Source organism: Nocardia niigatensis NBRC 100131, assembly GCF_000308655.1.
Taxonomy (GTDB): domain Bacteria; phylum Actinomycetota; class Actinomycetes; order Mycobacteriales; family Mycobacteriaceae; genus Nocardia; species Nocardia niigatensis.
The window spans coordinates 1-21,370 of sequence record NZ_BAGC01000061.1 but is presented as its reverse complement, the minus strand read 5'-3'; the positions used below and the strand labels follow the sequence as shown (position 1 = coordinate 21,370).

Genomic DNA, 21,370 nt, shown 5'->3' with positions numbered 1-21,370 from the left:
CTACAGTTCCGTTAGGAGCGGTCATGGAATACCGTCGGCTCGGGGCCTCGGGTCTGCTGGTCCCGGCATTGAGCTTCGGCGCGGGCACCTTCGGCGGCCGCGGCGCACTCTTCTCCGCCTGGGGCGACACCGACGCCCGGCAGGCTCGCCGCCTGGTGGACATCAGCCTGGACGCGGGCGTCACCCTCTTCGACACCGCCGACGTCTACTCCGAGGGCGCCTCGGAAGAGGTGCTGGGCGAGGCGATCCGGGGCCGCCGCGATCAGCTGCTGCTGTCCACGAAGGCGTCGCTGCCCACCGGTACCGGCCCGTTCGACGCGGGATCCGGTCGCGCGCGGTTGATCTCGGCGGTCGAGGGTTCGCTGCGGCGGCTCGGCACCGACCACCTCGACCTGTTCCAGCTGCACGCCTTCGATGCGGGCACGCCGGTCGAGGAGGTGCTCGCGGCGCTCGACGAGCTGGTGCGCTCCGGCAAGATCCGCTATGTCGGCGCCTCCAATTTCTCGGGCTGGCAGCTCATGAAATCCCTTGCCGCCGCAGACCGGTACGGTTTCCCGCGCTATGTGGCGCACCAGGTCTACTACTCCCTGGCCGGCCGTGACTACGAGTGGGAACTGATGCCGCTCGGCCGGGATCAGGGTGTCGGCGCGGTGGTCTGGAGCCCGCTCGGCTGGGGTCGCCTGACCGGGAAGATCCGTCGCGGGCAACCACTTCCGGCGGGCAGCCGCCTGCACGCGACCGCGGAGGCGGGCCCGCCGGTGGACGACGAGCTGCTCTACGACGTGGTGGACGTCCTCGACGAGATCGCCGCCGAAACCGGCCGCACTGTCCCGCAGATCGCCCTGAACTGGCTGCTGCGCCGGCCGACCGTGGCCACGGTCATCGTGGGCGCGCGCAACGAGGAACAGCTGCGCCAGAATCTGGGCGCGGTCGGCTGGACTCTCGACGCCGAGCAGATCGCCCGCCTGGACAAGGCGAGTGCGGCTACCCCGCCCTATCCCTACTACCCGTACTACCGGCTGCCGGACTTCGCCCGGCTCAATCCACCCGCGGTGTAAGGGTTCACGGGTTCGGGAAGAGCCCCTGCGCGAGCACCGGCCAGGAGGTCTTCAGGTCGTCCTGCCAGTAGCCCCAGATGTGGGTGCCGCTGCTGCGGAACTCGAAGGTGGCGGGAATGCCCAGCGATTCCAGACGCTTCTGCAGGATCACCGTGGACAGTTCCACGTTCGCCTCGATGAAGGAGCCCAGCGCCACGGTTTTCGGGGTGTCCGCGGGATTCTCCATCCGGCCGCGTGCGCCCGGCACGTCGAAGGCGCCCGGAATGCCGTTGCCGGTGGAGACGAAAAGGTTGGTGCCGCGCAGCTTCTCGGCATTGAGGGTGGGATCGTTGGCGACCCACAGCGGTCCGCCCTCCGGCCCCCACATGTTCTCGACCTTGCCGCCGCCGTAGAGCTCGGTGACCATCTTGATGGCCTCCCGGGCCATCGGCGTGATGGTCTGGAAGAAGCCGCTGTACACGGCCGCGCTGCGGAACAGCCCGGGATTCATGATGACCGAATTCAGCACGGGCAGACCGGCCATGGAGATGCCGGCGATGGCGTTGTTGCCGCTGCTGGCCAGTGCGGCCGTCATCAGCGGAGGCAGTTCCTTGCCGAGGTAGGTGGACCACTTGTTGACCCCGAGCGCGCGGTCGGGTTGCAGCCAGTCGGTGTACCAGCTGAACCGGCCGCCGATGATCTGCACGACATTGATGTTCTTGTCGCCCAGGAAATCCAGTGCGTCCGTGCGCAATTGCCAGGTGGCGGCGTCCTCGCCGCCGCCGGCGCCATTGAGGAGGTAGAGGGTGGGGCGCGGCTCGGAGGTGTCCGCCGGGCGCAGCACTTCGACCGGGAAGGTCTCGTTCATGGCGGCGGAGTAGACGGTGAAGGTGACGTGGCGGTCGTCGGTGACGCCCACGCTCTTGATGTAGGAGCCGTCCTCGGTCTTCAGGTCCGGGACCGAGACGCCGGGTGCGGCCGGGTCGTCCGCACCGGCGGGCACGCCGCCCGACAGGCCGAGGGTGGCGACGGTCGCGAGTACCGCCACCGCCACTCGTCCGGTGATTCGACTGATCCGACGGTTCAAGGCACCCGCCTCCGCATTCCTGGCAACCGCCCCGGTGACGGCTCGCCCGTCCTCGTGAGACTGGACGGGCGAGTTACAAATACCACAGTTTCACATCTGTGGAGACCGGAATCGGCAGACCGGCGGCGACCGGATCAGTACACGTCGCGCACGTAGCGCTTCTCCGCGACCAGCTGCTTCTTGAACGCCAGCGCGCCGTCCTCGCTCAGCTTGCCGTGAATGCGGGCGATCTTCAGCAGGGTGTCGTCCACGTCCTTGGCCATGCGGGCGGCGTCACCGCACACATAGAAGTGGCCGCCCTCGCGCAACCACGCCCACAGCTCCGCGCCGTGCTCGATCATCCGGTGCTGCACGTAGATCCGCTCGCGCTGATCCCGGGAGAACGCCAGATCCAGCCGGGTCAGGAAGCCCGAACGGAACATGTCCTCCAGCTCGGCGCGGTAATAGAAGTTGTCCTTGGCGTGCTGATCGCCGAAGAACAGCCAGTTGCGGCCCTGGCAGCCGAGCGCCCGGCGCTCCTGGAGGAACCCGCGAAACGGCGCGATGCCGGTACCCGGGCCGACCATGATCATCGGCGCGTTCGGATCCAGCGGCGGCCGGAAATGCGGCGCCCGCTGCAGGAAGATCGGCACGTCCGCGCCGGCGCGATCGGCCAGGAAGGTCGAGCTCACCCCGCCGCGCCGGGCCGCCGATCCGATGGCCGCCGGATCGCCATAGCGCACCACGCCGACCGTCAGCTGCACCTCGCGCGGACTCACCAGCGGACTCGACGAGATCGAATACTGGCGCGGCTGCAGCTTTTTCAGCGTGCCCAGCCACTCCACCAGATCGGCGCGCACCGGGAAATCGCGCAGCACGTCGACCGCCTGCCGATCCCACAGGTATCCGTCCAGCTCATTGCGATTGTCCCGGCGCAGCAGCTTGGCCAACCGTGGGCTGGCATTGTGCTCGGCCACGAACGACAGCAGATCCGGGCTCACCCGCGTGATGTCGTAGTGCGTGCGCAGCGCCTCCGCCAGCGCCACCTCACCCGCCTCGACCTCGACGAGCCGCCGCCCGTCCAGTCCGGTGGCCGCCAGCCACTCCGCCACCAGCGCTTCGCAGTTCGCGGGCCGCACCCCAAGCGAATCCCCGACCTCGTAGGTGGCCTCGAGATCACTCAGATCGAACCCGAACTGCCGCACCTCTTTCCCGGAGCCGTCCCGCGAAAGCAGCTCATTGCGCACCAGTTTCGCGAGCACCGGCGCATTCCGCGTGAAGGGGGCGGCGGCGCGAGCGGAAGCCCGGCCCGGCGCGAGGGCGGTGGCGGGGCCACCCGTCGCACCGCGTCCGGCAGGGTTCGCCCCGCCGCCCGCGTTGAAGCTGCTCCGTCCGGAGAGATCCGGCGACCCGCCGATTCCCGGGTCGCCGCCGGTCCAGGCGGCAAGGGACGCGGCGGAATCTCCGCCCGGGTCAGGGCCTCCCGGGTGGGGGAACCCGTCGCGCGGTGCGGCAGTGTGCGCGCCGCCGACGTGGGTGGCGAGCGCCTCGGACACGGCGTCGAACCAGGCCGCGGAGTGGTCCTCATGGTCGGGTTCGCTGTCGACGCGCGGCAGCAGGCGGGTGGCTCCGCGCTTGGTGAACAGTTCGTCCAGTTTGCGTCCGTGGCCGCAGAAGTCGTCGTAGGAGGAATCGCCCAGCGCGAACACCGCGTACCGCATGCCGGTGAACCGGATCGCGCTGTCGTTCAGGCGTTCCCAGAAGTCCGCGCCGTTGTCCGGCGGGCCGCCGTCGCCGAAGGTGCTGCTGATGATCAGCACATCACCGGTCAGGTCGGACAGTTCGGCGGCATCCATGTCCAGCAGGCGTGGCGTGAATCCCGAAGCGTCCAGATAGGTCGCCAGGGCCGCGGCCAGTTCCTCGGCCGTTCCCGTCTGGGACGCCCACAGGACTGTCACGGTGCGCGTCGCCGCGGCCGAACCCCCGATATCCGAGGGGTCGTGCGACAGGACCTCGCCCGCAGCGGTGCCGGGCGCCGGTGAAGGGGATTGCGCCCCACGCGAATACATCCCGCCCAGCAGTCCGTCGATCCACACCCGGCTGCGCTCGGAGATCGGCGCGGTCTCGGGCAGTACCGGGATGCCGCTGACCGGCAGGCCCTGCAGCGCCGCCAGATATCCACCGAGGTAGATGCGTTCGGTCTCGCTCAGCGTCGGCGCGATACCGGTCTCCAACCCGAGCATGAGCGCGAGGGGGTGCGCTCCGGCGGGCTCCGTGACCCCGGCCCCCACTCCGGCCGTGGACCCGGACCCGGCGGAGGCATCCGAATCCCGGTGCGCGGCACCCGGATCGGCGACCGGTCCGTCGGCATGGGATCCGCTGGGCGCTGCGGTCAGCGCCGCGACCTTCCGCAGCCGGACCGCGCACGCCTTGAACTCGGGCTGCAGCGAGATCGGGTCGACCGCGTCATTGGTGACGGCATTGATGGTCAGGTATTCGCCCTGCTCGTCGTTCCAGTGGAACGGGGCGAAGCAGGTGCCGGGCAGGACGCGGTCGCTGACCTGGGCGGGCAGGACGGCGCGGCCGCGGCGGGAGGTGATCTCGAGCTGGTCGCCCGCGCGCACCTCGAGGCGGGCGGCGTCCGCGCGGTGGATTTCCAGGAAGGGCTTGCCATTGAGCTTGTTCAATTTCGCCACCTTCCCGGTTTTGGTCATGGTGTGCCACTGGTGTTGCAGGCGGCCGGTATTGAGCACGAACGGGTGGTCCTCGTCCGGCATCTCGTCGGGCAGCAGGTGCGGGCGCGCCCAGAACACGGCCTTACGGCTGGGCGTGGCGAACGCCAGTCGGGGGGTGTGTCCGTGCTCGTCGGTATACAGGGTCTGGCTGACTCCGTCGTTGCGGTAGCGAATCGGGTTGCGCCGCTGGGCCGGATCGGGGCACGGCCACTGCGCGGGCCCGGCCCGCAGCACGTCGTAGTCGATGCCGCGCAGGTCGTAACCCGTGGCCGGGTTGGCGAACCGCCGGATCTCGTCGAAGATCTCGGCGCTGGACGCGTACTCGAAGCCCGGGAATCCCAGCGCCGTCGCCATCTGCGCGATGAGCTGCCAGTCCGGCCGGGCGTCGCCGACCGGGTCCACCGACCGCTGCAGCAGGGTCAGATTGCGTTCCGAGTTCACCTGCACCCCGTCGGCCTCGGCCCACAGGGTGGCGGGCAGCAGCAGGTCGGCATAGGCATTGGTGGCGGTGTCGGTGAAGACGTCCTGGGCGATCACCAGGTCGGCGGCTTCCAGCCCGGCGATGACGGTGCGCCGGTTCGCCATGGAGGCAACGGGATTGCTGCACATGATCCAGCAGGCCTTGATCCGCCCGTCGGCCAGTCCGCGGAACATCTCGATGGAGCCGGGCCCGGCCTCGGCCCGAATGGTGCCCGGCGCCAGCCCCCATTCGGCTTCCGCGAAGGCCCGGTCGGCGTCGGCGAGCACACTGCGCTGGCCCGGCAATCCCGGTCCCATGTAACCCATTTCGCGCCCGCCCATGGCATTGGGCTGCCCGGTGAGGGAGAACGGCCCGCTGCCGGTGCGGCAGATGGCGCCGGTGGCCAGGTGCAGGTTGATGATGGCGTTGGAGGCCCAGGTGCCGTGCGTGGACTGGTTGATGCCCATGGTCCACAGCGACATCCACTCGCCCGCCGCACCGATCCAGGCGGCGGCGGTGCGGATGTCGGCCTCCGTGATACCGGTCTCCGCGCAGACGAGCTCCGGGGTGTAGGCGGCCAGGAACTCCGGCATGCCCTCCCAGTTCTCGGTGTGCTCGGCGATGAATTCGGCGTCGATGTCACCGTTCTCGACCAGCAGGTGCAGCAGCCCGTTCAGCAGCGCTAGATCGGTACCCGGCTTGATCTGCAGGAACAGGTCGGCGCGCGCCGCGGTGTCGGTGCGCCGCGGATCCACCACGATCAGCTTGGCGCCCGCCTTGAGCCGGTCGGCCATGCGCAGGAACAGGATCGGGTGGCAGTCGGCCATGTTCGCGCCGATGACGAAGAACAGGTCGGCGTGGTCGAGGTCGTCGTAGGAGCCGGGCGGGCCGTCCGCACCCAGCGACAGCTTGTAACCGCTGGCCGCGGAGGCCATGCACAGCCGGGAGTTGGCCTCCATGTGCACGGTGCGCAGGTGGCCCTTGGCGAGCTTGGTGGCCAGGTACTGGGCCTCGATCGACATCTGCCCGGACACGTAGAGGGCGATGGCATCCGGTCCGTCTGTGTCGAGAATCACGCGAAGCCGCTGCGCCGCTTCGTGAATCGCCTCGTCGACGGGCAGGGGCACCGGGGGCTGGCCGCGTTCGGGCCGGCGGTAGCCGGTCTCCATGCGACCGGGCGCGGCCATCAGCTCGGCGTGCGTATTGCCCTTGGTGCACAGCCGCCCGGCATTGACCGGGTGGTCCTTGTCGCCCTTCACCCTGGCGATCACGGGCAGGCCACGCGGGCTGGGCTTGGTTTCGACGGTGATGCCGCAGCCCACCCCGCAGTACGAGCACGCGGTCCGGGTGCTCATCGGAGGAGTGGGCTGTTCCGGCATGGTTCCGAGTTAAGCCACACCGAGTTGCGGTGGATTTACCGAACGTTATCGCCAGATGACAATCCACCTCACCGCCGTTTTTCGCGGCTGTGAGGCCCAGGTCAAGATGCTGCCGTGAGGAACGCCACAGGTCAGCCCCTGCTCAGCCCAGCTTGTAGGCGCGGTGCAGCGCCACGATCCCGCCGGTGAGATTGCGCCACCGCACCGCGGACCAGCCCGCGTCGGCGATGCGCATGGCCAGCTGCGGCTGGTTCGGCCAGGCCCGGATGGATTCGGCCAGGTAGACGTAGGCATCCGGATTGGAGCTGACCCCGGTGGCCACCCGCGGCAGCGCCTTCATCAGGTACTCCATGTACACCGTCCGGAACGGCGCGAAGGTCGGGGTGGAGAACTCGGCCACCACCAGCCGGCCGCCCGGCTTGGTCACCCGCAGCATCTCGCGCAGGGCCAGATCCGGGTCGGAGACATTGCGCAGCCCATAGGAGATGGTGACCGCGTCGAAGGAATCGTCGGCGAAGGGCAGGGCCATGGCGTCGGCCGCCACCATCGGCACATTCCGCCAGCGGCCCGCCGCGAGCATGCCCTGGGAGAAGTCGGCGGCCAGGCACCACGCACCGGACTTGGCGAGCTCCACCGTCGAGACACCGGTTCCCGCCGCGAGATCGAGCACCCGTTCTCCGGGGCGCAGCGCCAGCGCCTTCCGCGTCACCCGCCGCCAGTAGTAGTCGACGCCTCCGGTCAGCACCGTGTTGGTGATGTCATACCGCTTGGCGACTCCGTCGAACATCGACGCGACGTCGCGCGGCTGCTTGTCCAGCTGGGCCCGAAACGATGCTCTGTTAATTTTGCCCTCCGCTTCGCTCCGGGCGGGTTCGCGGCCCCGGAGGTCTCGATTCTTCCCTCCTCCGCTCCTCCGCTTCGCTCCCCCCCGCTCCGTCAGTCCAGAATCGAGACGGGCCGCGAACCTGTGGGTGGTGGCCGGGTTCTTCTACTGCCGCAGCTTAGTTCGCAGTCGTGCTCGGAGCGCGCTCGGCCACCGGGTCGGGGGCGCCCCGAGGAACCACAGCACGGGGATGGCGACGGCCCACGAGACCACGATCACCGACAGCGCCGGCACGATCGCGACACGCGCATCGCGACCCGCCACCCGCACGAGATCCGGATCGCTGCGCCGGTATTCGACATTGATGCGCTCGCCGACGGTCAGCCTGGTCGGGTACAGCACCCCGGTCTTCGGATTGTGTGTCTCGCCGTCGGGGGTGACGAAGATGACCGCGGACCGCAGTGTGCCCGCCGAGAGGACTTCGGCGCTGGTCACGCCCTTGTCGGAGTTGATCAGGTGGTCGTCGCGCCAGGCCGCCAGCACCAGCAGGCCGGCCAGGAAGCTGAAGGTGGCCGCCGCGATCACGACCCCGATCCGAGCCCGCCGCAACCGAACCGCCCGCCCCTGTTCGGGGCGCGGTGTCGGATGCTCGTTCCGGTTCGCTGGGCGCGGTGTCGGATGCTCGTTCCGGTTCGCTGCGCGCGGTGTCGGATCGTCGCTCCGCTTCGCTGCGCGCGGTGTCGGATCGTCGCTCCGCTTCGCTGCGCTATCAGACTGGCTAGTTTCCGACACTTCAGCAGGCTATTCCATCGCTGGGCTACGGTCTTCGCCATGTCCCGAAAATTCAGCTTCACCGTGCAGTACAGCGTTCCGGTCGAAGAGCTTCACCGGGCACTGACCAATGATGAGATGTGGCAGGCGCGCTTCGCCGAAGCGACCACCGCCACGCTGGAGCTCACCCACCCGGACGGCCCCGGCACCATCCAGATCCACATGACCGAAAGAGCATCCGAAGACCAGATTCCCGGCATCGTCAAGAAGGTCCTCAAGAGCGAGCTCATGCTCGAGCGCACCGACACCTGGGGTCCGCTCGAGAACGGCGTCGCCAAGGGCGGCTTCGACGGCCGCTCCGGCGGTATCACCACCGAGATGGCGGGCACGTTCGAATTGCGGCCCACCGCCGAGGGTTCCGAGATCGAGGCCACCGGCACGATCGACGTGAAGGTCCCGCTGGTCGGCGGGGCCATCGAACCGCTGGTCGAGAACCTGCTCAAGAAGGTCATGAACAGCGAGCGCAAGTCCGTCGAATCCTGGTTCGCCGCGCAGAACGCCTGATCCCGGTAAACCGTGGATGCGGGGGTGGTCCCGCATCCACGGAGCGGGTTACGCCGGGCCGAACTGGGCCGTGCCGGGATCGAATTCGCGCGGCTCGACCAGGACCAGCCAGTTGCCGGAGTTGTCGCGGACGATGGCCTCCACGCCGTAGGGGCGCTCCGAGGGCGGCTGGACGAATTCCACACCCTTCGCGGTGAGCTCCTCGAAAGCCTTCTGGCAGTTGTCGGTTCGCAGGCCCAGCGCGCCGTGCGTGCCATTGGCGAGGGAGCGCCGGATGGCCTCGGCCAGGGTGTCGTCCAGCGGGGGACCGGGGATCATCAGGGTGATCTCGAGCTCCGGGTGGTCGGGGTGCACCACGGTCACCCAGCGGAAGCCGTTGTCGCCCATGGTCACGTCGCTGCCCTCGGCGAAGCCCAGCTTGTCGATGTACCACTCCTTGGCGGCGGTCTGATCGGTCACATACACGGTCACGAGCGAGACATTGGTGATGATCGTCATGGCCTCCAGGCTATGGACGGCCGGGGTTCGCGGGCTTCTCCGAAATTGCGCGATTCACGCTCGGACAGCTCAGTTCACATCCTCACCAAGGGTGGGTACTACCTGTGCCGCGACCACGACGGCATCGACCTGCCCAGGTACGACGAGCACGGCAACCCGTCGGGTGACACCCTCACCCGCGTCGTCACCGGCATGGAGCTCGAGCGCCCCCGGCATGATCGCCTCGGCGCGGCCGGGACCGGAGGGCGAGATCCAGTACATCAGTTCGCCGGCCCTCTCCACCGACAAGGCCGGCCTGCGCGTGCCGCCCTCGAGGTAGCTGCTACACAGGCGGTTTCCGGTCCGAGAGACCGTGCATGAAGATGTAGCAGCCTGGAATATGGGGTGCGCCCTCGGCGGCGAACTTCGCCTGATACTCCGAGGGCGACATCCCTACCAGCTCGGTGAACTTGCTGCTGAACGAACCGAGACTGCTGTAGCCGACCAGCATGCAGGCCTCGGTCACCGTCACATTGGTGGCCCGCAGCAGATCCTGCGCCCGCTCGATCCGGCGCTCGGCGAGATACACCGCCGGGGTCTTGCCGTAGGTCGCGGCGAAGCACCGCAGGAAGTGATACTTCGACACCCCCGCGGCCGCCGCCAGACTGTCCAGATCCAGCGGCTCCGCGTAGTGCCGGTCGGCCAGATCCCGCGCTCGCCGCAGCTGCGGCAGCAGCTCCGCGGGAACCGGCCGGCCGTTCACGAGAACGGCTGGATCTTGTCGAAACGCATCGAGGCCCGGCCCGCGCCCCGCCACAGCCGGGCGGTCAGATCCATGTCCTCGTCGGTGACCAGATTGCCCATCACCCGGACGGCTGTGCGCTGCAACAGCTTCGACCGCATCATCGGCGGCCCGCCCAGCGGCACCGTCCGCGGATGGGTGGCCAGCCCCGCCAGCCGCCGCGCCACCGAATAGGTGCGGCCGTAGCGCTCGCGCAGCAGTTCCGGCCAGATGTGGGTCAGATCCGACTGATCCAGGATCCCGGTGAGCATGTGCCCGCCCTCCAGGCCGTAGTCGATGCCCTCGCCGTTGAGCGGATTCACGCACCCGGCGGCATCACCGACCAGCGCCCAGTTGCGCCCGGCCAGATTCGACACCGCGCCGCCCATCGGCAGCAGCGCCGACGCGACCGCCCGCGCCTCCCCCTCGAATTTCCATTCCGGGCGACGCAGCGAAACATAGTGCTGCAGTAGCGATTTCAACGCGATATGCGACGGCCGCTTTTCGGTGGCGAGCGAACCGACGCCGATATTCACCTCGCCATTTCCGAGCGGGAAAACCCAGCCGTAGCCGGGAATCAATTCCCCGTTCGCGTCCCGCAATTCGAGATGCGAGGTGATCCACTCGTCGTCACTGCGTTCGGATTTGATGTAGGCGCGCGCCGCCGTCCCGTACGCGTACTGGCGATGCCAGGTGCGGCCCAGCAGCTTTCCGACGGGGGAGCGCACCCCGTCGGCCACGATGAGCACGTCGCACGACACCGCCCGCAGGCCGGCGTCGGTCTTGACGGTCACCCCGGTGACCCGGTCGCCCTCGCGGGCCACCTCCACCACCTTGGCCCCGTCCACCATCCGGGCGCCCGACTTGATCGCGGTGTCGCGCAGCTTGTCGTCGAGTTCGGTTCGCGGAACGGCACTTCCGTAGCTCGGGAACGACCCCTCCGGCCAGGGCAGCAGCGCCTCCCGCCCGAACCCGGCCATGCGCAAGCCGCGATTGACCGTGTGCGCCCGCACCCAGTCGCCCAGCCCGAGATGCTCGAGTTCGGCGGTGGCGCGCGGGGTCAGCCCGTCACCGCAGGTTTTGTCGCGCGGGAACACCGCGGAATCGGTCAGCAGCACATCCCGTCCCATGCGCGCGGCCCAGGCCGCCGCCGCGGACCCGGCCGGCCCCGCCCCCACGACCAGGACCTCGGCGTGCGCGGGCAGAACATCCGATGATTTCCCCTGCTCGGGCGCGTGTTCCGGTGAACCCATGCGATCAATACTTGCAGCACATCACAATCGCTGTCGACGCGGTCCACCTCCACCGTGGATCCCCCAGCACGGACTGCCCGAACAAGATCCGCCCAAAGGTTCGCGGCCGTCTCGATTCTGGACTGCGCTCCGCCGCTCCGCGCTCAACGCGGAACCGAGAGCGAAGCTGAGGAGCGGGGGAGGGAAGAATCGAGACCTCGGGGCCGCGAACCCCGCCCGGAGCGAAGCGGAGGGCGAATCCAACACAGCAGTGTTTCGTGCGTCGCACTACGGTGGTGTGCATAGGGGGTGATCGCTCCACACGCTAGGTTCTTTGGCGTGGGGTCGGACGCGGCACTGGGAGATGAAATGAGCGCATCAGCTGTGAGCGAGGAGAGCACCGTGGTCGCGGGGGTGGATCTGGGCGATCCCGAGCTCGCTGCGACCGTGCGCAAGGGCCTGATCGAGGTCGAGGATCTGCTGATCACCGAGCTGTCCGACGGCGAGGAGTTCCTGCAGGAAGCGGCGCTGCACCTGGCCAAGGCCGGCGGCAAGCGGTTCCGGCCCCTGTTCACCATCCTGACCGGTCAGCTGGGCCCCGACCCGGCCAGCCCCGACCTGGTCACCGCCGGCACGGTGGTGGAGCTCGTGCACCTGGCCACCCTCTACCACGACGACGTCATGGACGAGGCCTCCATGCGCCGCGGCGCCCCCAGCGTGAACTCGCGCTGGGGCAACAGCGTCGCCATCCTGGCCGGCGACTACCTGTTCGCGCACGCCTCCCGCCTGGTCTCCACCCTCGGCCCGGACGCGGTCCGCATCATCGCCGAGACCTTCGCCGAGCTGGTCACCGGCCAGATGCGGGAGACCATCGGCGCCCGGCAGTCCCAGGACCCGGTCGAGCACTACCTGCGCGTGGTGTGGGAGAAGACCGGCTCGCTGATCGCCGCCGCCGGCCGCTTCGGCGGCACCTTCTCCGGCGCCGACCGCGACCACGTGGAACGGCTGGCCCGCCTCGGCGACGCCGTCGGCACCGCCTTCCAGATCGCCGACGACATCATCGACATCTCTTCGGTGTCCGAGCAGTCCGGCAAGACCCCGGGCACCGACCTGCGCGAGGGCGTCCACACCCTGCCGGTCCTCTACGCACTGCGCGACGAGGGCGCCGAGGGCGACCGCCTGCGCAAGCTGCTGGCCAGGCCGCTGCAGACCGACACCGAGGTCGACGAGGCCCTCTACCTGCTGTCCCGCTCGCGCGGCCTGGTGCTGGCCAAGGAGAAGCTGCACGGCTACGCCGACATCGCCCACGCCGAACTCTCCGCCCTTCCCGGCGGCCCGGCCAACGAGGCCCTGGAACACCTGGTCCGCTACACCATCGAACGCGTCGGCTGAGGATCCTGGGGAACCCCTCCGTGACATCTATCGTTGATCTGGTGTACCTGCCCTGATGGGCGCCACAACGTGGTTCGCGGCCCGTCTCGTTCTGGACTGAGCGGAGCGGGGGAGCGAAGCGGAGGAGCGGAGGGAGGGAAGAACGAGATCTCCCGGGCCGCGAACCCGCCCGGAGCGAAGCGGAGGGCAAGATGCACAGTCACGGGTATGCGAACGGGCTGAAGACGTTCGGCCTCTTGGTCGGTATGTCGGCGTTGATCGTGTTCGCCGGGGCGCTGTTCCGGAATCCGACGATCCTGATCCTGTCGATCCTGCTGGCCGTGGGCATGAACGCCTACGCCTACTTCAACAGCGACAAGCTGGCCTTGAAGGCCATGCACGCGCAGCCGGTGACCGAGCTGGAAGCTCCGGCCATGTACCGCATCGTGCGCGAGTTGGCCACGGCCGCAAGGCAACCCATGCCGCGGCTCTACATCAGCCCCACCAACGCGCCGAATGCCTTTGCCACCGGCCGCAATCCGCGCAATGCCGCGGTCTGCTGCACCACCGGCATCCTGCAGATCCTCGACGAACGGGAACTTCGCGCGGTCCTGGGCCACGAACTCTCGCACGTCTACAACCGCGACATCCTGATCTCGTCGGTGGCGGGCGCGCTCGCCTCGGTCATCTCGGGTCTGGCGAACCTGGCCTTCTTCGCCGGCGCCTTCGGCGGCAACCGCGACGGCGAGGGCCCGAACATCATTGGCATCCTGCTGGTTTCGCTGCTGGGCCCGATCGCGGCCTCGCTCATCAAGCTGGCCGTCTCCCGTTCCCGGGAGTTTCAGGCCGACCAGGACGGCGCCGAACTCACCGGCGACCCCCTGGCCCTCGCGTCGGCCCTGCGCAAGCTGGAACGCGGCACCCAGGCCGCCCCGCTGCCCCCCGAGCCCCAGCTGACCGCTCAGTCACACCTGATGATCGCCAACCCCTTCCGGGACGGCGATCGCATGGCGCGCTGGTTCTCCACCCACCCCCCGATGGCGGACCGTATCGCCCGCCTCGAGGAGATGGCTGGTGGAAACCGCAACTACTAGCGGTAATTCACGAACTGCAGGGCGATGTCGAAGTCGCCGCCCTTCAGCAGCGAGATGACGGCCTGCAGGTCGTCACGGCTCTTGCTGCTGACCCGCAGTTCCTCGCCCTGAATCTGCGCCTTGACGCTCTTCGGGCCTTCGTCACGGATCTTCTTGGCGATCTTCTTCGCGTTCTCCGTGGTGATGCCCTGCACCAGGGTTCCTGTGATCTTGTACACCTTGCCGGAGGCCTGCGGATCACCCGCGTCGAACGCCTTGAGCGAGATGTCGCGGCGAATCAGCTTCTCCTTGAACACGTCCAGCGCGGCCTTGACGCGATCCTCCGACTCGGCGCTGAGGATGATCTTCTCCTCGCCCGACCATTCGATGCTCGCGCCGGTACCCCGGAAGTCGTAGCGCTGGCTCAGCTCCTTGGCGGCCTGGTTCAGGGCGTTGTCCACCTCCTGGCGATCGATCTTGCTGACGACATCGAACGACGAATCCGCCACACTCTTCTCCTGTCCGAGATCGGATATTCGGGATGTTCCACGCCGACGCTAGCCGCTCCGGCACGGCTGTATCCAGCCGGTTTGCATTCTGGGCGTGGGTTCGTTGTATTCTGCTGGAGCGCTGCAAGGCGTACCCCGGCGGATTGCCCGAGCGGCCAAAGGGAGCTGACTGTAAATCAGCCGCGTAATGCTTCGGAGGTTCAAATCCTTCATCCGCCACCAGAGAGCCCCGTGGACCCAGAGTCCACGGGGCTCTCTCTTTTGGGCCTTCGCTTCGCTCCGGCGGGTTCGCGGCCCTGCTAGCTCGATTCTTCCCTCCTCCGCTCCTCCGCTCCTCCGCTTCGCTCCCCCGCTGCAAGCGCGGAGCGGCGGAGCGCAGTCCGGAATCGAGCCGGGCCGCGAACCTTGTGCGACTCTCAAAAACTAGCGCTGACCAGCCGGTTTGGATAGTCGGCGGGGATGTGTGTAATCTCGTTCAAGTCGTCAGCGCCCCGGCCGAGACCGGAGCAAGACAGACACGCCCCCTTAGCTCAGTCGGCAGAGCGTTTCCATGGTAAGGAAAAGGTCAACGGTTCGATTCCGTTAGGGGGCTCGCCGGATTGCCGGTGGTGAACGGCTCGGCTTCTCCTAGCAGGACCCGGGACCTTCCCGCCGTCAAGTACCGACAACAGATGGCGGTGTAGCTCAGTCGGTAGAGCAAACGACTCATAATCGTTGTGTCGCCGGTTCAAGTCCGGCCATCGCTACATACTGATATCCCAATCAGGCTGACCGGAAAGAAGGCAATCGTGGCCGCGAAGTCCACTGATATCCGGCCAAAGATCACCTTGGCCTGCGAGCAGTGCAAGCACCGCAACTACATCACCAAGAAGAACCGGCGCAATGACCCGGACCGCCTCGAGCTGAAGAAGTTCTGCCCGAACTGCGGTACCCATCGGGCGCACCGCGAGTCTCGCTAACTTAACCCGCGCGATCAACCGCGTGGATGACAGTGCCGGATCGGCCAGTCACTTCGTCTCTTAGAAAGGGACTGTGGCGCCGGTCCGGCATTTGGCGTATATAGCGGTGGTTCAGCGCTCTTGCCCGATCCCGTGCCGGGATCAGATTGGGACTTCCTGCCGTGACGATCAACACCGAGATTGACATTGAGGCCGACATGGTCGAATCCAGCGAGCTTTTCGACCCTGCCGCGCACGCCGCCTCCATGGTCGGCCATCACTACCGCGTCGACGACTACTACGAGGTCGGTCGCGAGAAGGTGCGCGAGTACGCCCGCGCGGTGCAGGACTATCACCCGGTCCACTGGGACGAGGACATCGCCCAGAGCTACGGCCACGACGGTCTGGTCGCCCCCCTCACCTTCATCTCGCTGGTCGGAATCCTGGCCCAGCGCAAGCTCTTCGAGCAGATCATCACCGGCTACGACCTGAGCCAGATCATGCAGACCGATCAGATCCTGGAATTCCACCGGCCCATCAAGGCCGGCGACCAGCTGTCCTGCATCGTCTACCTGCACTCCTTCCGGCAGGCCTTCGGCGGCGACATCATCGTCACCCGCAACGACGTGGTTGCCCAGAACGACGAGCTGGTGCTCACCACCTACACCACCCTGATCGGCCGCAGCGGCGGTGACATCGATCCCAATATCGGTGACGCCGTGCGCAATGTGCTGATGCACGGGATCGGCCCGGAGGAGCCCGAGCACCACCCGCGCAGCATCGACGTGCCGCCGCCCCCGCCGGCGGTCGAGATCGCGCCCGCCGGGAAGATCGTCGCGAGCAAGCACGCCATCCGCTTCGAGGATGTGACCGTCGGCGCCGAACTGCCCGCGCGCGTGGTCAGTCTCACCCGCGGCGACCTGGTGAACTACGCCGGCGTCTCCGGCGACGCCAACCCGATCCATTGGAGCGACGATGTCGTGAAGCTGGTCGGCCTGGAAAACGTTGTGGCGCACGGCATGCTGACCATGGGCCTGGGCGGCGGCTTCGTCACCTCGTGGCTCGGCGACCCGGGCGCGGTCAAGGAGTACAACGTCCGCTTCACCAGCCCCGTCTACGTGCCGATCGACCGTCCCGCGGAGATCGAGTACACCGGCAAGGTGAAGTCCGTGGATCCCGAGTCCCGCACCGCCGTCATCGCCATCGTGGCGAAGTCGGAGGGCCGCAAGATCTTCGGTCGCGCCACCGCAACGGTCCAGCTGGCCTGACCTTCGACCCGACGTACGCTGCGACACCCCGATTGGCGGTCGCCACGCGGGGTAACGTACACTCGGGAATCTGGGGTCACCAGCCGATGCGCGCTGCTCCGAGGAGCGGCGCGCGTGTTGTGTGAAAACCCGTGTACAACTGAATAGAACAGTGGCTGGATTCGAAACCCCCCGTCCAGCCGAAGGGGCGTAGCTCAACTGGCAGAGCAGCGGTCTCCAAAACCGCAGGTTGCAGGTTCAAGTCCTGTCGCCCCTGCCCTGGATGCCGACGTAGAGAGGATCGACGTGAGCGACGAGCGGGACACTCGCCACGAAGATGGCGATGACACCGCCGCGGTGGCTCGGCCGAGCGGCAAGCGGTCCGCCCGGCGCACGCGCGCCGCGTCGTCCAGCGCCGTCGCGACGATCGAACGACCGTCGGAGTCGGCCAAGGCAACCACCAAGCAGTCCGGCAAAGGCAAGAAGGCCGGAAAGAGCGGTACGGGCAATCCGTTCAAGCGCCTGGTGAAGTTCCTCAAGGAAGTCATCGCGGAACTTCGCAAGGTCATCTGGCCCAACCGCAAGCAGATGGTCACCTATACGAGCGTTGTCCTGGTGTTCGTGATTTTCATCATCGCGTACATCAGCGGGTTGGATCTGGCGTTCATCAAGGGTGTCAACTGGCTCTTCGGCTAGGCGGCACGATGACCGCGTCTGACCGTCGCGGCCGGTGATCGGCCCCCGGGCAGAGGCGGGGAGCGGGACCATCCGTCGGGCGTTTTTATCCCGGCGCGCAGAGGATTACGTGACGACCAAGAAAGCGAGTGCCCCAGTGAGCACCCCGGAGAACGGCACAACCGAGGAATTCCCGGTGGATGACGTGGTGATCGACGAGACCACCGCGGACGTCGAGGACGACGCTGAGGGCTTCGCCGACGAGGCCGAGATCACCGCTGACGCGGACACCGACGCCGAAGAGGACGAGCCCGCCCGCCCGGCGGCCGAGCTCTCCGACGAGCCCGCCGACCCGGTCGCCGAGATGACCGCGGCGCTGCGGCGCGCGCCCGGTGACTGGTACGTCGTGCACTCGTACGCCGGTTACGAGAACAAGGTGAAGACCAACCTCGAGACCCGCGTGCAGAACCTCGGTCTCGAGGACTACATCTTCCAGGTCGAGGTGCCGACCGAAGAGGTCACCGAGATCAAGAACGGCCAGAAGAAGAACGTCAACCGCAAGGTGCTGCCGGGCTACATCCTGGTCCGCATGGAGCTGAACGACGAGTCCTGGGGCGCGGTGCGCAACACCCCCGGTGTGACCGGATTCGTCGGCGCCACCTCGCGGCCCTCGCCGCTCACCATTCCCGAAGTGGTGAAGTTCCTGGTCCCGGCCGCGCAGCAGAAGAAGGCCGCCCCCGCGGCCGCCGCTGCTGCCGCCGCCGCGGCCCCCGGCGAGACCCCGATCGTGAAGCCGGTCATCGAGGTCGACTTCGAGGTCGGCGAGTCGGTGACCGTCATGGACGGCCCCTTCGCCACCCTCCCGGCCAGCATCTCCGAGGTCAACGCCGAGCAGCAGAAGCTCAAGGTGCTGGTCTCGATCTTCGGCCGCGAGACCCCGGTCGAGCTGGCCTTCACGCAGGTCGCCAAGATTTAAGTGCGTCAGGGCGGTGGCCCGGTCCGGATCCGGGCCGGTGTCACCGCCTTTTTCGCGTTCGCATAGACTTGACGGGTTGTGCCGCGGGCGTCGCGCCCGGGCGCACGGTCCGGAGAAGGCTTACGGGAATCCGTAAGGAACCTAACCCAAGGAAGAAAGATGCCCCCGAAGAAGAAGAAGGTCGCTGGGCTCATCAAGCTCCAGATCCAGGCCGGCCAGGCCAACCCGGCTCCGCCGGTCGGTCCGGCGCTGGGTCAGCACGGCGTCAACATCATGGAGTTCTGCAAGGCGTACAACGCGGCGACCGAGTCGCAGCGTGGCAACGTCATCCCGGTCGAGATCACGGTCTACGAAGACCGCTCGTTCGACTTCAAGCTGAAGACGCCGCCCGCCGCGCGTCTGCTGCTGAAGGCCGCCGGTGTGCAGAAGGGCTCCGCCGAGCCGCACCGCACCAAGGTCGCGCAGGTCACCATGGATCAGATCCGTGAGATCGCCAAGACCAAGCAGGAAGACCTGAACGCCAACGACATCGACGCCGCGGCGAAGATCATCGCCGGCACCGCCCGCTCGATGGGTATCACCATCGCGGAGTAGGGCTTTCGAGCTCTCGTGGAAGGGACCGCCTGTCCCGCACCACTTCTGACTTAGACAAGGACAGAGAATCATGGCAAAACGAAGCAAGGCTTATCTCGAGGCGGCCGCCAAGGTCGACCGCGCCGCGCTCTACGCTCCGCTGGCCGCCGCGCGCCTGGCGAAGGAGACCGCGACCACCAAGACCGACGCGACCGTCGAGGTCGCCGTCCGTCTGGGCGTCGACCCCCGCAAGGCCGACCAGATGGTCCGTGGCACCGTCAACCTGCCGCACGGCACCGGTAAGACCGCCCGCGTCATCGTGTTCGCGGTCGGCGACAAGGCCGCCGAGGCCGAGGCCGCCGGTGCGGACGCGGTCGGCGCCGAGGATCTGATCGAGCGCATTCAGGGCGGCTGGCTGGACTTCGACGCCGCGATCGCCACCCCGGACCAGATGGCCAAGGTCGGTCGTATCGCTCGTGTGCTGGGCCCGCGTGGCCTGATGCCGAACCCGAAGACCGGCACCGTCACCCCCGATGTCACCAAGGCTGTCAACGACATCAAGGGCGGCAAGATCAACTTCCGCGTCGACAAGCAGGCCAACCTGCACTTCGTGATCGGCAAGGCTTCCTTCGACGAGAAGAAGCTGGCCGAGAACTACGGCGCCGCGCTCGACGAGATCCTGCGTGTCAAGCCCTCCACCGCGAAGGGCCGCTACGTCAAGAAGGTGACGTTCTCGACCAACACCGGACCGGGCATCCCGGTGGATCCGAACCGCACCCGCAACTTCGCCGAGGAAGACTGATTCCCCGACGCGGTAGCGCGTAGCAACGCATGAAGGCCGGAGGGCCGGTACGAATCTCGTACCGGCCCTTCGCTTTTGCGAAGAAGAACGACAGCGGACGGGCGAGGCGAGACCCCGTTTTGGCGTATCGATGCTGGTCCGCTATATTGGACGACGGTCATCAACGAGTTTGATGATCACCCCACATCGTTCTACCGAAGACCGTTGGTTGCTGCCGTCAGGCGGCTGAAGGTCCGGCGATATTGCCGGCGGCCCACGCAGGGAGAGCCGAGGTCGGGAAACCCCGCGAGAGATCGCGACTGTTTCTTGTGCGCCCCGGGACCACCTTGCGTCCGGGGCGTTTGCTTTGTCGCCGGCCCCTGTGGCGGAACTCGGTAGTTCATACGAGAACCGACCATCCAGAGAGGAGGCGAAGTATGGCAAAGCCTGAGAAGGTCACCGCGGTCGCGGAGATCACCGAGCAGTTCAAGTCGTCCACCGCGACTGTCGTCACGGAATACCGTGGCCTGTCCGTCGGCAAGATCACTGAGCTGCGTCGTGCCCTCGGCGCGAACGCTACCTACTCCGTCGCCAAGAACACCCTGGTCAAGCGCGCTGCCGCCGAGGCGGGCGTGGAAGGCCTGGATGACTTGTTCGTCGGTCCGACCGCCATCACCTTCATTACGGGTGAGCCGGTCGACGCCGCGAAGGCGCTGAAGGCGTTCGCCAAGGACAACAAGGCGCTCATCATCAAGGGCGGCTACATGGACGGCGCCGCGCTGTCCGTGTCCGAGGTCGAGCGCATTGCCGACCTGGAGTCGCGCGAGGTGCTGCTGGCCAAGCTGGCCGGCGCCATGAAGGGCAACCTGTCGAAGGCTGCCGGGCTGTTCGCCGCCCCGGCCTCGCAGATCGCCCGCCTGGCCGCGGCCCTCGAGGAGAAGAAGCGCGCCGAGGGTGGCGCCGCCGAAGCTCCGGCCGCAGACGCCGAATAAGTCACTACCCAAACCTCTTCGTCACTGTTCGCACGGTGACGGAACTACCGAAAGGAAATATCAATGGCCAACGTTGATGAGCTGCTCGAGACCTTCGCCGGCATGACCCTGCTGGAGCTGTCCGAGTTCGTGAAGGCGTTCGAGGACAAGTTCGAGGTCACCGCTGCCGCTCCGGTCGCCGTCGCCGTCGCCGGTGGCGCCGCTGCTCCGGCCGAGGCCGCCGAGGAGCAGGACGAGTTCGACGTCATCCTCGAGGGTGCCGGCGACAAGAAGATCCAGGTCATCAAGGTCGTGCGCGAGATCGTCTCCGGCCTGGGCCTGAAGGAAGCCAAGGACCTGGTCGAGGGTGCCCCGAAGCCGATCCTGGAGAAGGTCGCCAAGGACGCCGCCGAGGCCGCCAAGGCGAAGCTGGAAGAGGCCGGCGCCAAGGTCTCCGTCAAGTAAGACGGACCTGTGACGGGGCACAGCCCCGTGACGTGTCGATTGTGAAAAGGGTGGTTCCCATTGGGGGACCACCCTTTTCGCGTATTGTGCCGTCGTGATTGGCGCGTAATCGGTATTTCAATACGAAAGTTGCTACCGACCAGTCAGGTCCCGGTGTCCGAGACGGTGTATATGCGATACAGTGACCGGACCTACTGTGATGCGCCACACCGCGCGAATTCGTGGCCCGTAGTCACACGTAGTGCGCTCGTCGGAGAAAGTGGAGGTTGGCGTGGGCGTCGAGGTCAGGACCGAAGGCATCACGAAGTCGTTCGGTTCGCAGCGTATTTGGCAGGACGTCACGCTGACGCTGCCGCCGGGGGAAGTCAGCGCACTGCTCGGCCCGTCGGGTACCGGTAAGTCGGTCTTCCTGAAGTCGTTGATCGGTCTGCTGCGCCCGGAGAAGGGCTCGATCTACATCGACGGC

22 protein-coding genes and 4 tRNA genes are annotated in these 21,370 nt (G+C 67.3%); 17 read left to right on the top strand and 9 right to left on the bottom strand.

The window, feature by feature from the left end; genetic code table 11:
• Positions 1–23 precede the first annotated feature (23 nt).
• Entirely contained in the window at positions 24–1,058 is a 1,035-nt protein-coding gene (locus tag ON33_RS27680) for an aldo/keto reductase (protein ID WP_040862044.1), read from the top strand.
• A gap of 4 nt (positions 1,059–1,062) precedes the next feature.
• Here ON33_RS27680 and ON33_RS27675 read toward each other — a convergent pair whose 3' ends face one another.
• The 4 genes from ON33_RS27675 to ON33_RS27660 form a co-directional block, all read right to left on the bottom strand.
• Positions 1,063–2,085 (bottom strand): alpha/beta hydrolase, encoded by a 1,023-nt coding sequence (locus ON33_RS27675; protein WP_083869361.1) that lies wholly within the window; start codon positions 2,083–2,085, stop codon positions 1,063–1,065.
• A gap of 173 nt (positions 2,086–2,258) precedes the next feature.
• A complete protein-coding gene (locus tag ON33_RS27670; protein WP_245550756.1) occupies positions 2,259–6,653 on the bottom strand; it encodes a bifunctional nitrate reductase/sulfite reductase flavoprotein subunit alpha in 4,395 nt (1,464 codons plus the stop codon).
• Between the two features lie 166 nt (positions 6,654–6,819).
• Positions 6,820–7,521, bottom strand: coding sequence for a demethylmenaquinone methyltransferase (locus ON33_RS27665; protein WP_281033244.1), 702 nt, complete (start codon positions 7,519–7,521; stop codon positions 6,820–6,822).
• A 144-nt stretch (positions 7,522–7,665) separates the two neighbouring features.
• On the bottom strand, positions 7,666–8,085 hold the full coding sequence (locus ON33_RS27660) for a DUF3592 domain-containing protein (RefSeq protein ID WP_245550754.1): 420 nt from the start codon (positions 8,083–8,085) through the stop codon (positions 7,666–7,668).
• 246 nt (positions 8,086–8,331) lie between these two features.
• Here ON33_RS27660 and ON33_RS27655 point away from each other — a divergent pair, with 246 nt between their 5' ends.
• Positions 8,332–8,835, top strand: a complete 504-nt coding sequence (locus ON33_RS27655; RefSeq protein WP_040862040.1) for a DUF2505 domain-containing protein — start codon at positions 8,332–8,334, stop codon at positions 8,833–8,835.
• Between the two features lie 48 nt (positions 8,836–8,883).
• Here the strand turns inward: ON33_RS27655 and ON33_RS27650 are convergent, their stop codons facing one another.
• The 4 genes from ON33_RS27650 to ON33_RS27635 form a co-directional block, all read right to left on the bottom strand.
• On the bottom strand, positions 8,884–9,327 hold the full coding sequence (locus tag ON33_RS27650) for a VOC family protein (RefSeq protein ID WP_040862117.1): 444 nt from the start codon (positions 9,325–9,327) through the stop codon (positions 8,884–8,886).
• 75 nt (positions 9,328–9,402) lie between these two features.
• Positions 9,403–9,621 carry a hypothetical protein gene (locus tag ON33_RS44520; RefSeq protein WP_157184762.1) on the bottom strand — a complete coding sequence of 73 codons (219 nt, stop codon included), beginning with the start codon at positions 9,619–9,621 and terminating at the stop codon, positions 9,403–9,405.
• 34 nt (positions 9,622–9,655) lie between these two features.
• Positions 9,656–10,075 (bottom strand): helix-turn-helix transcriptional regulator, encoded by a 420-nt coding sequence (locus tag ON33_RS27640; protein WP_040862038.1) that lies wholly within the window; start codon positions 10,073–10,075, stop codon positions 9,656–9,658.
• Positions 10,072–11,346 carry a geranylgeranyl reductase family protein gene (locus ON33_RS27635; RefSeq protein WP_040862037.1) on the bottom strand — a complete coding sequence of 425 codons (1,275 nt, stop codon included), beginning with the start codon at positions 11,344–11,346 and terminating at the stop codon, positions 10,072–10,074. Before ON33_RS27635 ends, ON33_RS27640 begins: the two co-directional genes overlap by 4 nt.
• Before the next feature lie 348 nt (positions 11,347–11,694).
• On the opposite strand from ON33_RS27635, the gene ON33_RS27630 reads away from it, so the two are divergent.
• Both ON33_RS27630 and htpX read left to right on the top strand, forming a co-directional pair.
• On the top strand, positions 11,695–12,717 hold the full coding sequence (locus ON33_RS27630; protein WP_040862036.1) for a polyprenyl synthetase family protein: 1,023 nt from the start codon (positions 11,695–11,697) through the stop codon (positions 12,715–12,717).
• Positions 12,718–12,908: 191 nt separating this feature from the next.
• Positions 12,909–13,790 (top strand): zinc metalloprotease HtpX, encoded by an 882-nt coding sequence (gene htpX / locus ON33_RS27625; protein ID WP_040862035.1) that lies wholly within the window; start codon positions 12,909–12,911, stop codon positions 13,788–13,790.
• On the opposite strand, the gene ON33_RS27620 is transcribed toward htpX, so the two are convergent.
• On the bottom strand, positions 13,787–14,278 hold the full coding sequence (locus ON33_RS27620) for a YajQ family cyclic di-GMP-binding protein (protein ID WP_040862034.1): 492 nt from the start codon (positions 14,276–14,278) through the stop codon (positions 13,787–13,789). The two genes, htpX and ON33_RS27620, sit on opposite strands and share 4 nt — an antisense overlap.
• A gap of 137 nt (positions 14,279–14,415) precedes the next feature.
• Here ON33_RS27620 and ON33_RS27615 point away from each other — a divergent pair.
• The 13 genes from ON33_RS27615 to ON33_RS27555 all read left to right on the top strand — a co-directional run.
• Positions 14,416–14,500, top strand: a tRNA-Tyr gene (locus ON33_RS27615).
• Between the two features lie 297 nt (positions 14,501–14,797).
• A tRNA-Thr gene (locus ON33_RS27610) sits at positions 14,798–14,870 on the top strand.
• Positions 14,871–14,951: 81 nt separating this feature from the next.
• A tRNA-Met gene (locus tag ON33_RS27605) sits at positions 14,952–15,024 on the top strand.
• Between the two features lie 42 nt (positions 15,025–15,066).
• Positions 15,067–15,237, top strand: a complete 171-nt coding sequence (rpmG, locus tag ON33_RS27600; protein ID WP_029925945.1) for a 50S ribosomal protein L33 — start codon at positions 15,067–15,069, stop codon at positions 15,235–15,237.
• A 197-nt stretch (positions 15,238–15,434) separates the two neighbouring features.
• Entirely contained in the window at positions 15,435–16,484 is a 1,050-nt protein-coding gene (locus ON33_RS27595; protein WP_051152923.1) for a fused (3R)-hydroxyacyl-ACP dehydratase subunits HadA/HadB, read from the top strand.
• Positions 16,485–16,667: 183 nt separating this feature from the next.
• Positions 16,668–16,740 (top strand) — tRNA-Trp (locus tag ON33_RS27590).
• Positions 16,741–16,769: 29 nt separating this feature from the next.
• Positions 16,770–17,159, top strand: coding sequence for a preprotein translocase subunit SecE (secE, locus tag ON33_RS27585; RefSeq protein ID WP_040862033.1), 390 nt, complete (start codon positions 16,770–16,772; stop codon positions 17,157–17,159).
• 136 nt (positions 17,160–17,295) lie between these two features.
• Complete coding sequence (nusG, locus tag ON33_RS27580; protein ID WP_040862032.1) at positions 17,296–18,114, top strand: transcription termination/antitermination protein NusG; 819 nt, start codon at positions 17,296–17,298, stop codon at positions 18,112–18,114.
• Between the two features lie 159 nt (positions 18,115–18,273).
• Positions 18,274–18,708: a 50S ribosomal protein L11 gene (rplK, locus tag ON33_RS27575; RefSeq protein WP_040862031.1), complete on the top strand. Its 435-nt coding sequence runs from the start codon at positions 18,274–18,276 to the stop codon at positions 18,706–18,708.
• A gap of 70 nt (positions 18,709–18,778) precedes the next feature.
• Positions 18,779–19,489 (top strand): 50S ribosomal protein L1, encoded by a 711-nt coding sequence (gene rplA, locus ON33_RS27570; RefSeq protein WP_040862030.1) that lies wholly within the window; start codon positions 18,779–18,781, stop codon positions 19,487–19,489.
• A gap of 416 nt (positions 19,490–19,905) precedes the next feature.
• Complete coding sequence (rplJ, locus tag ON33_RS27565; RefSeq protein WP_040862029.1) at positions 19,906–20,460, top strand: 50S ribosomal protein L10; 555 nt, start codon at positions 19,906–19,908, stop codon at positions 20,458–20,460.
• Positions 20,461–20,523: 63 nt separating this feature from the next.
• Positions 20,524–20,904: a 50S ribosomal protein L7/L12 gene (gene rplL, locus ON33_RS27560; protein WP_040862028.1), complete on the top strand. Its 381-nt coding sequence runs from the start codon at positions 20,524–20,526 to the stop codon at positions 20,902–20,904.
• 271 nt (positions 20,905–21,175) lie between these two features.
• Positions 21,176–21,370: ATP-binding cassette domain-containing protein (locus tag ON33_RS27555; protein WP_040862027.1), on the top strand; the 195-nt coding region annotated here is incomplete at its 3' end.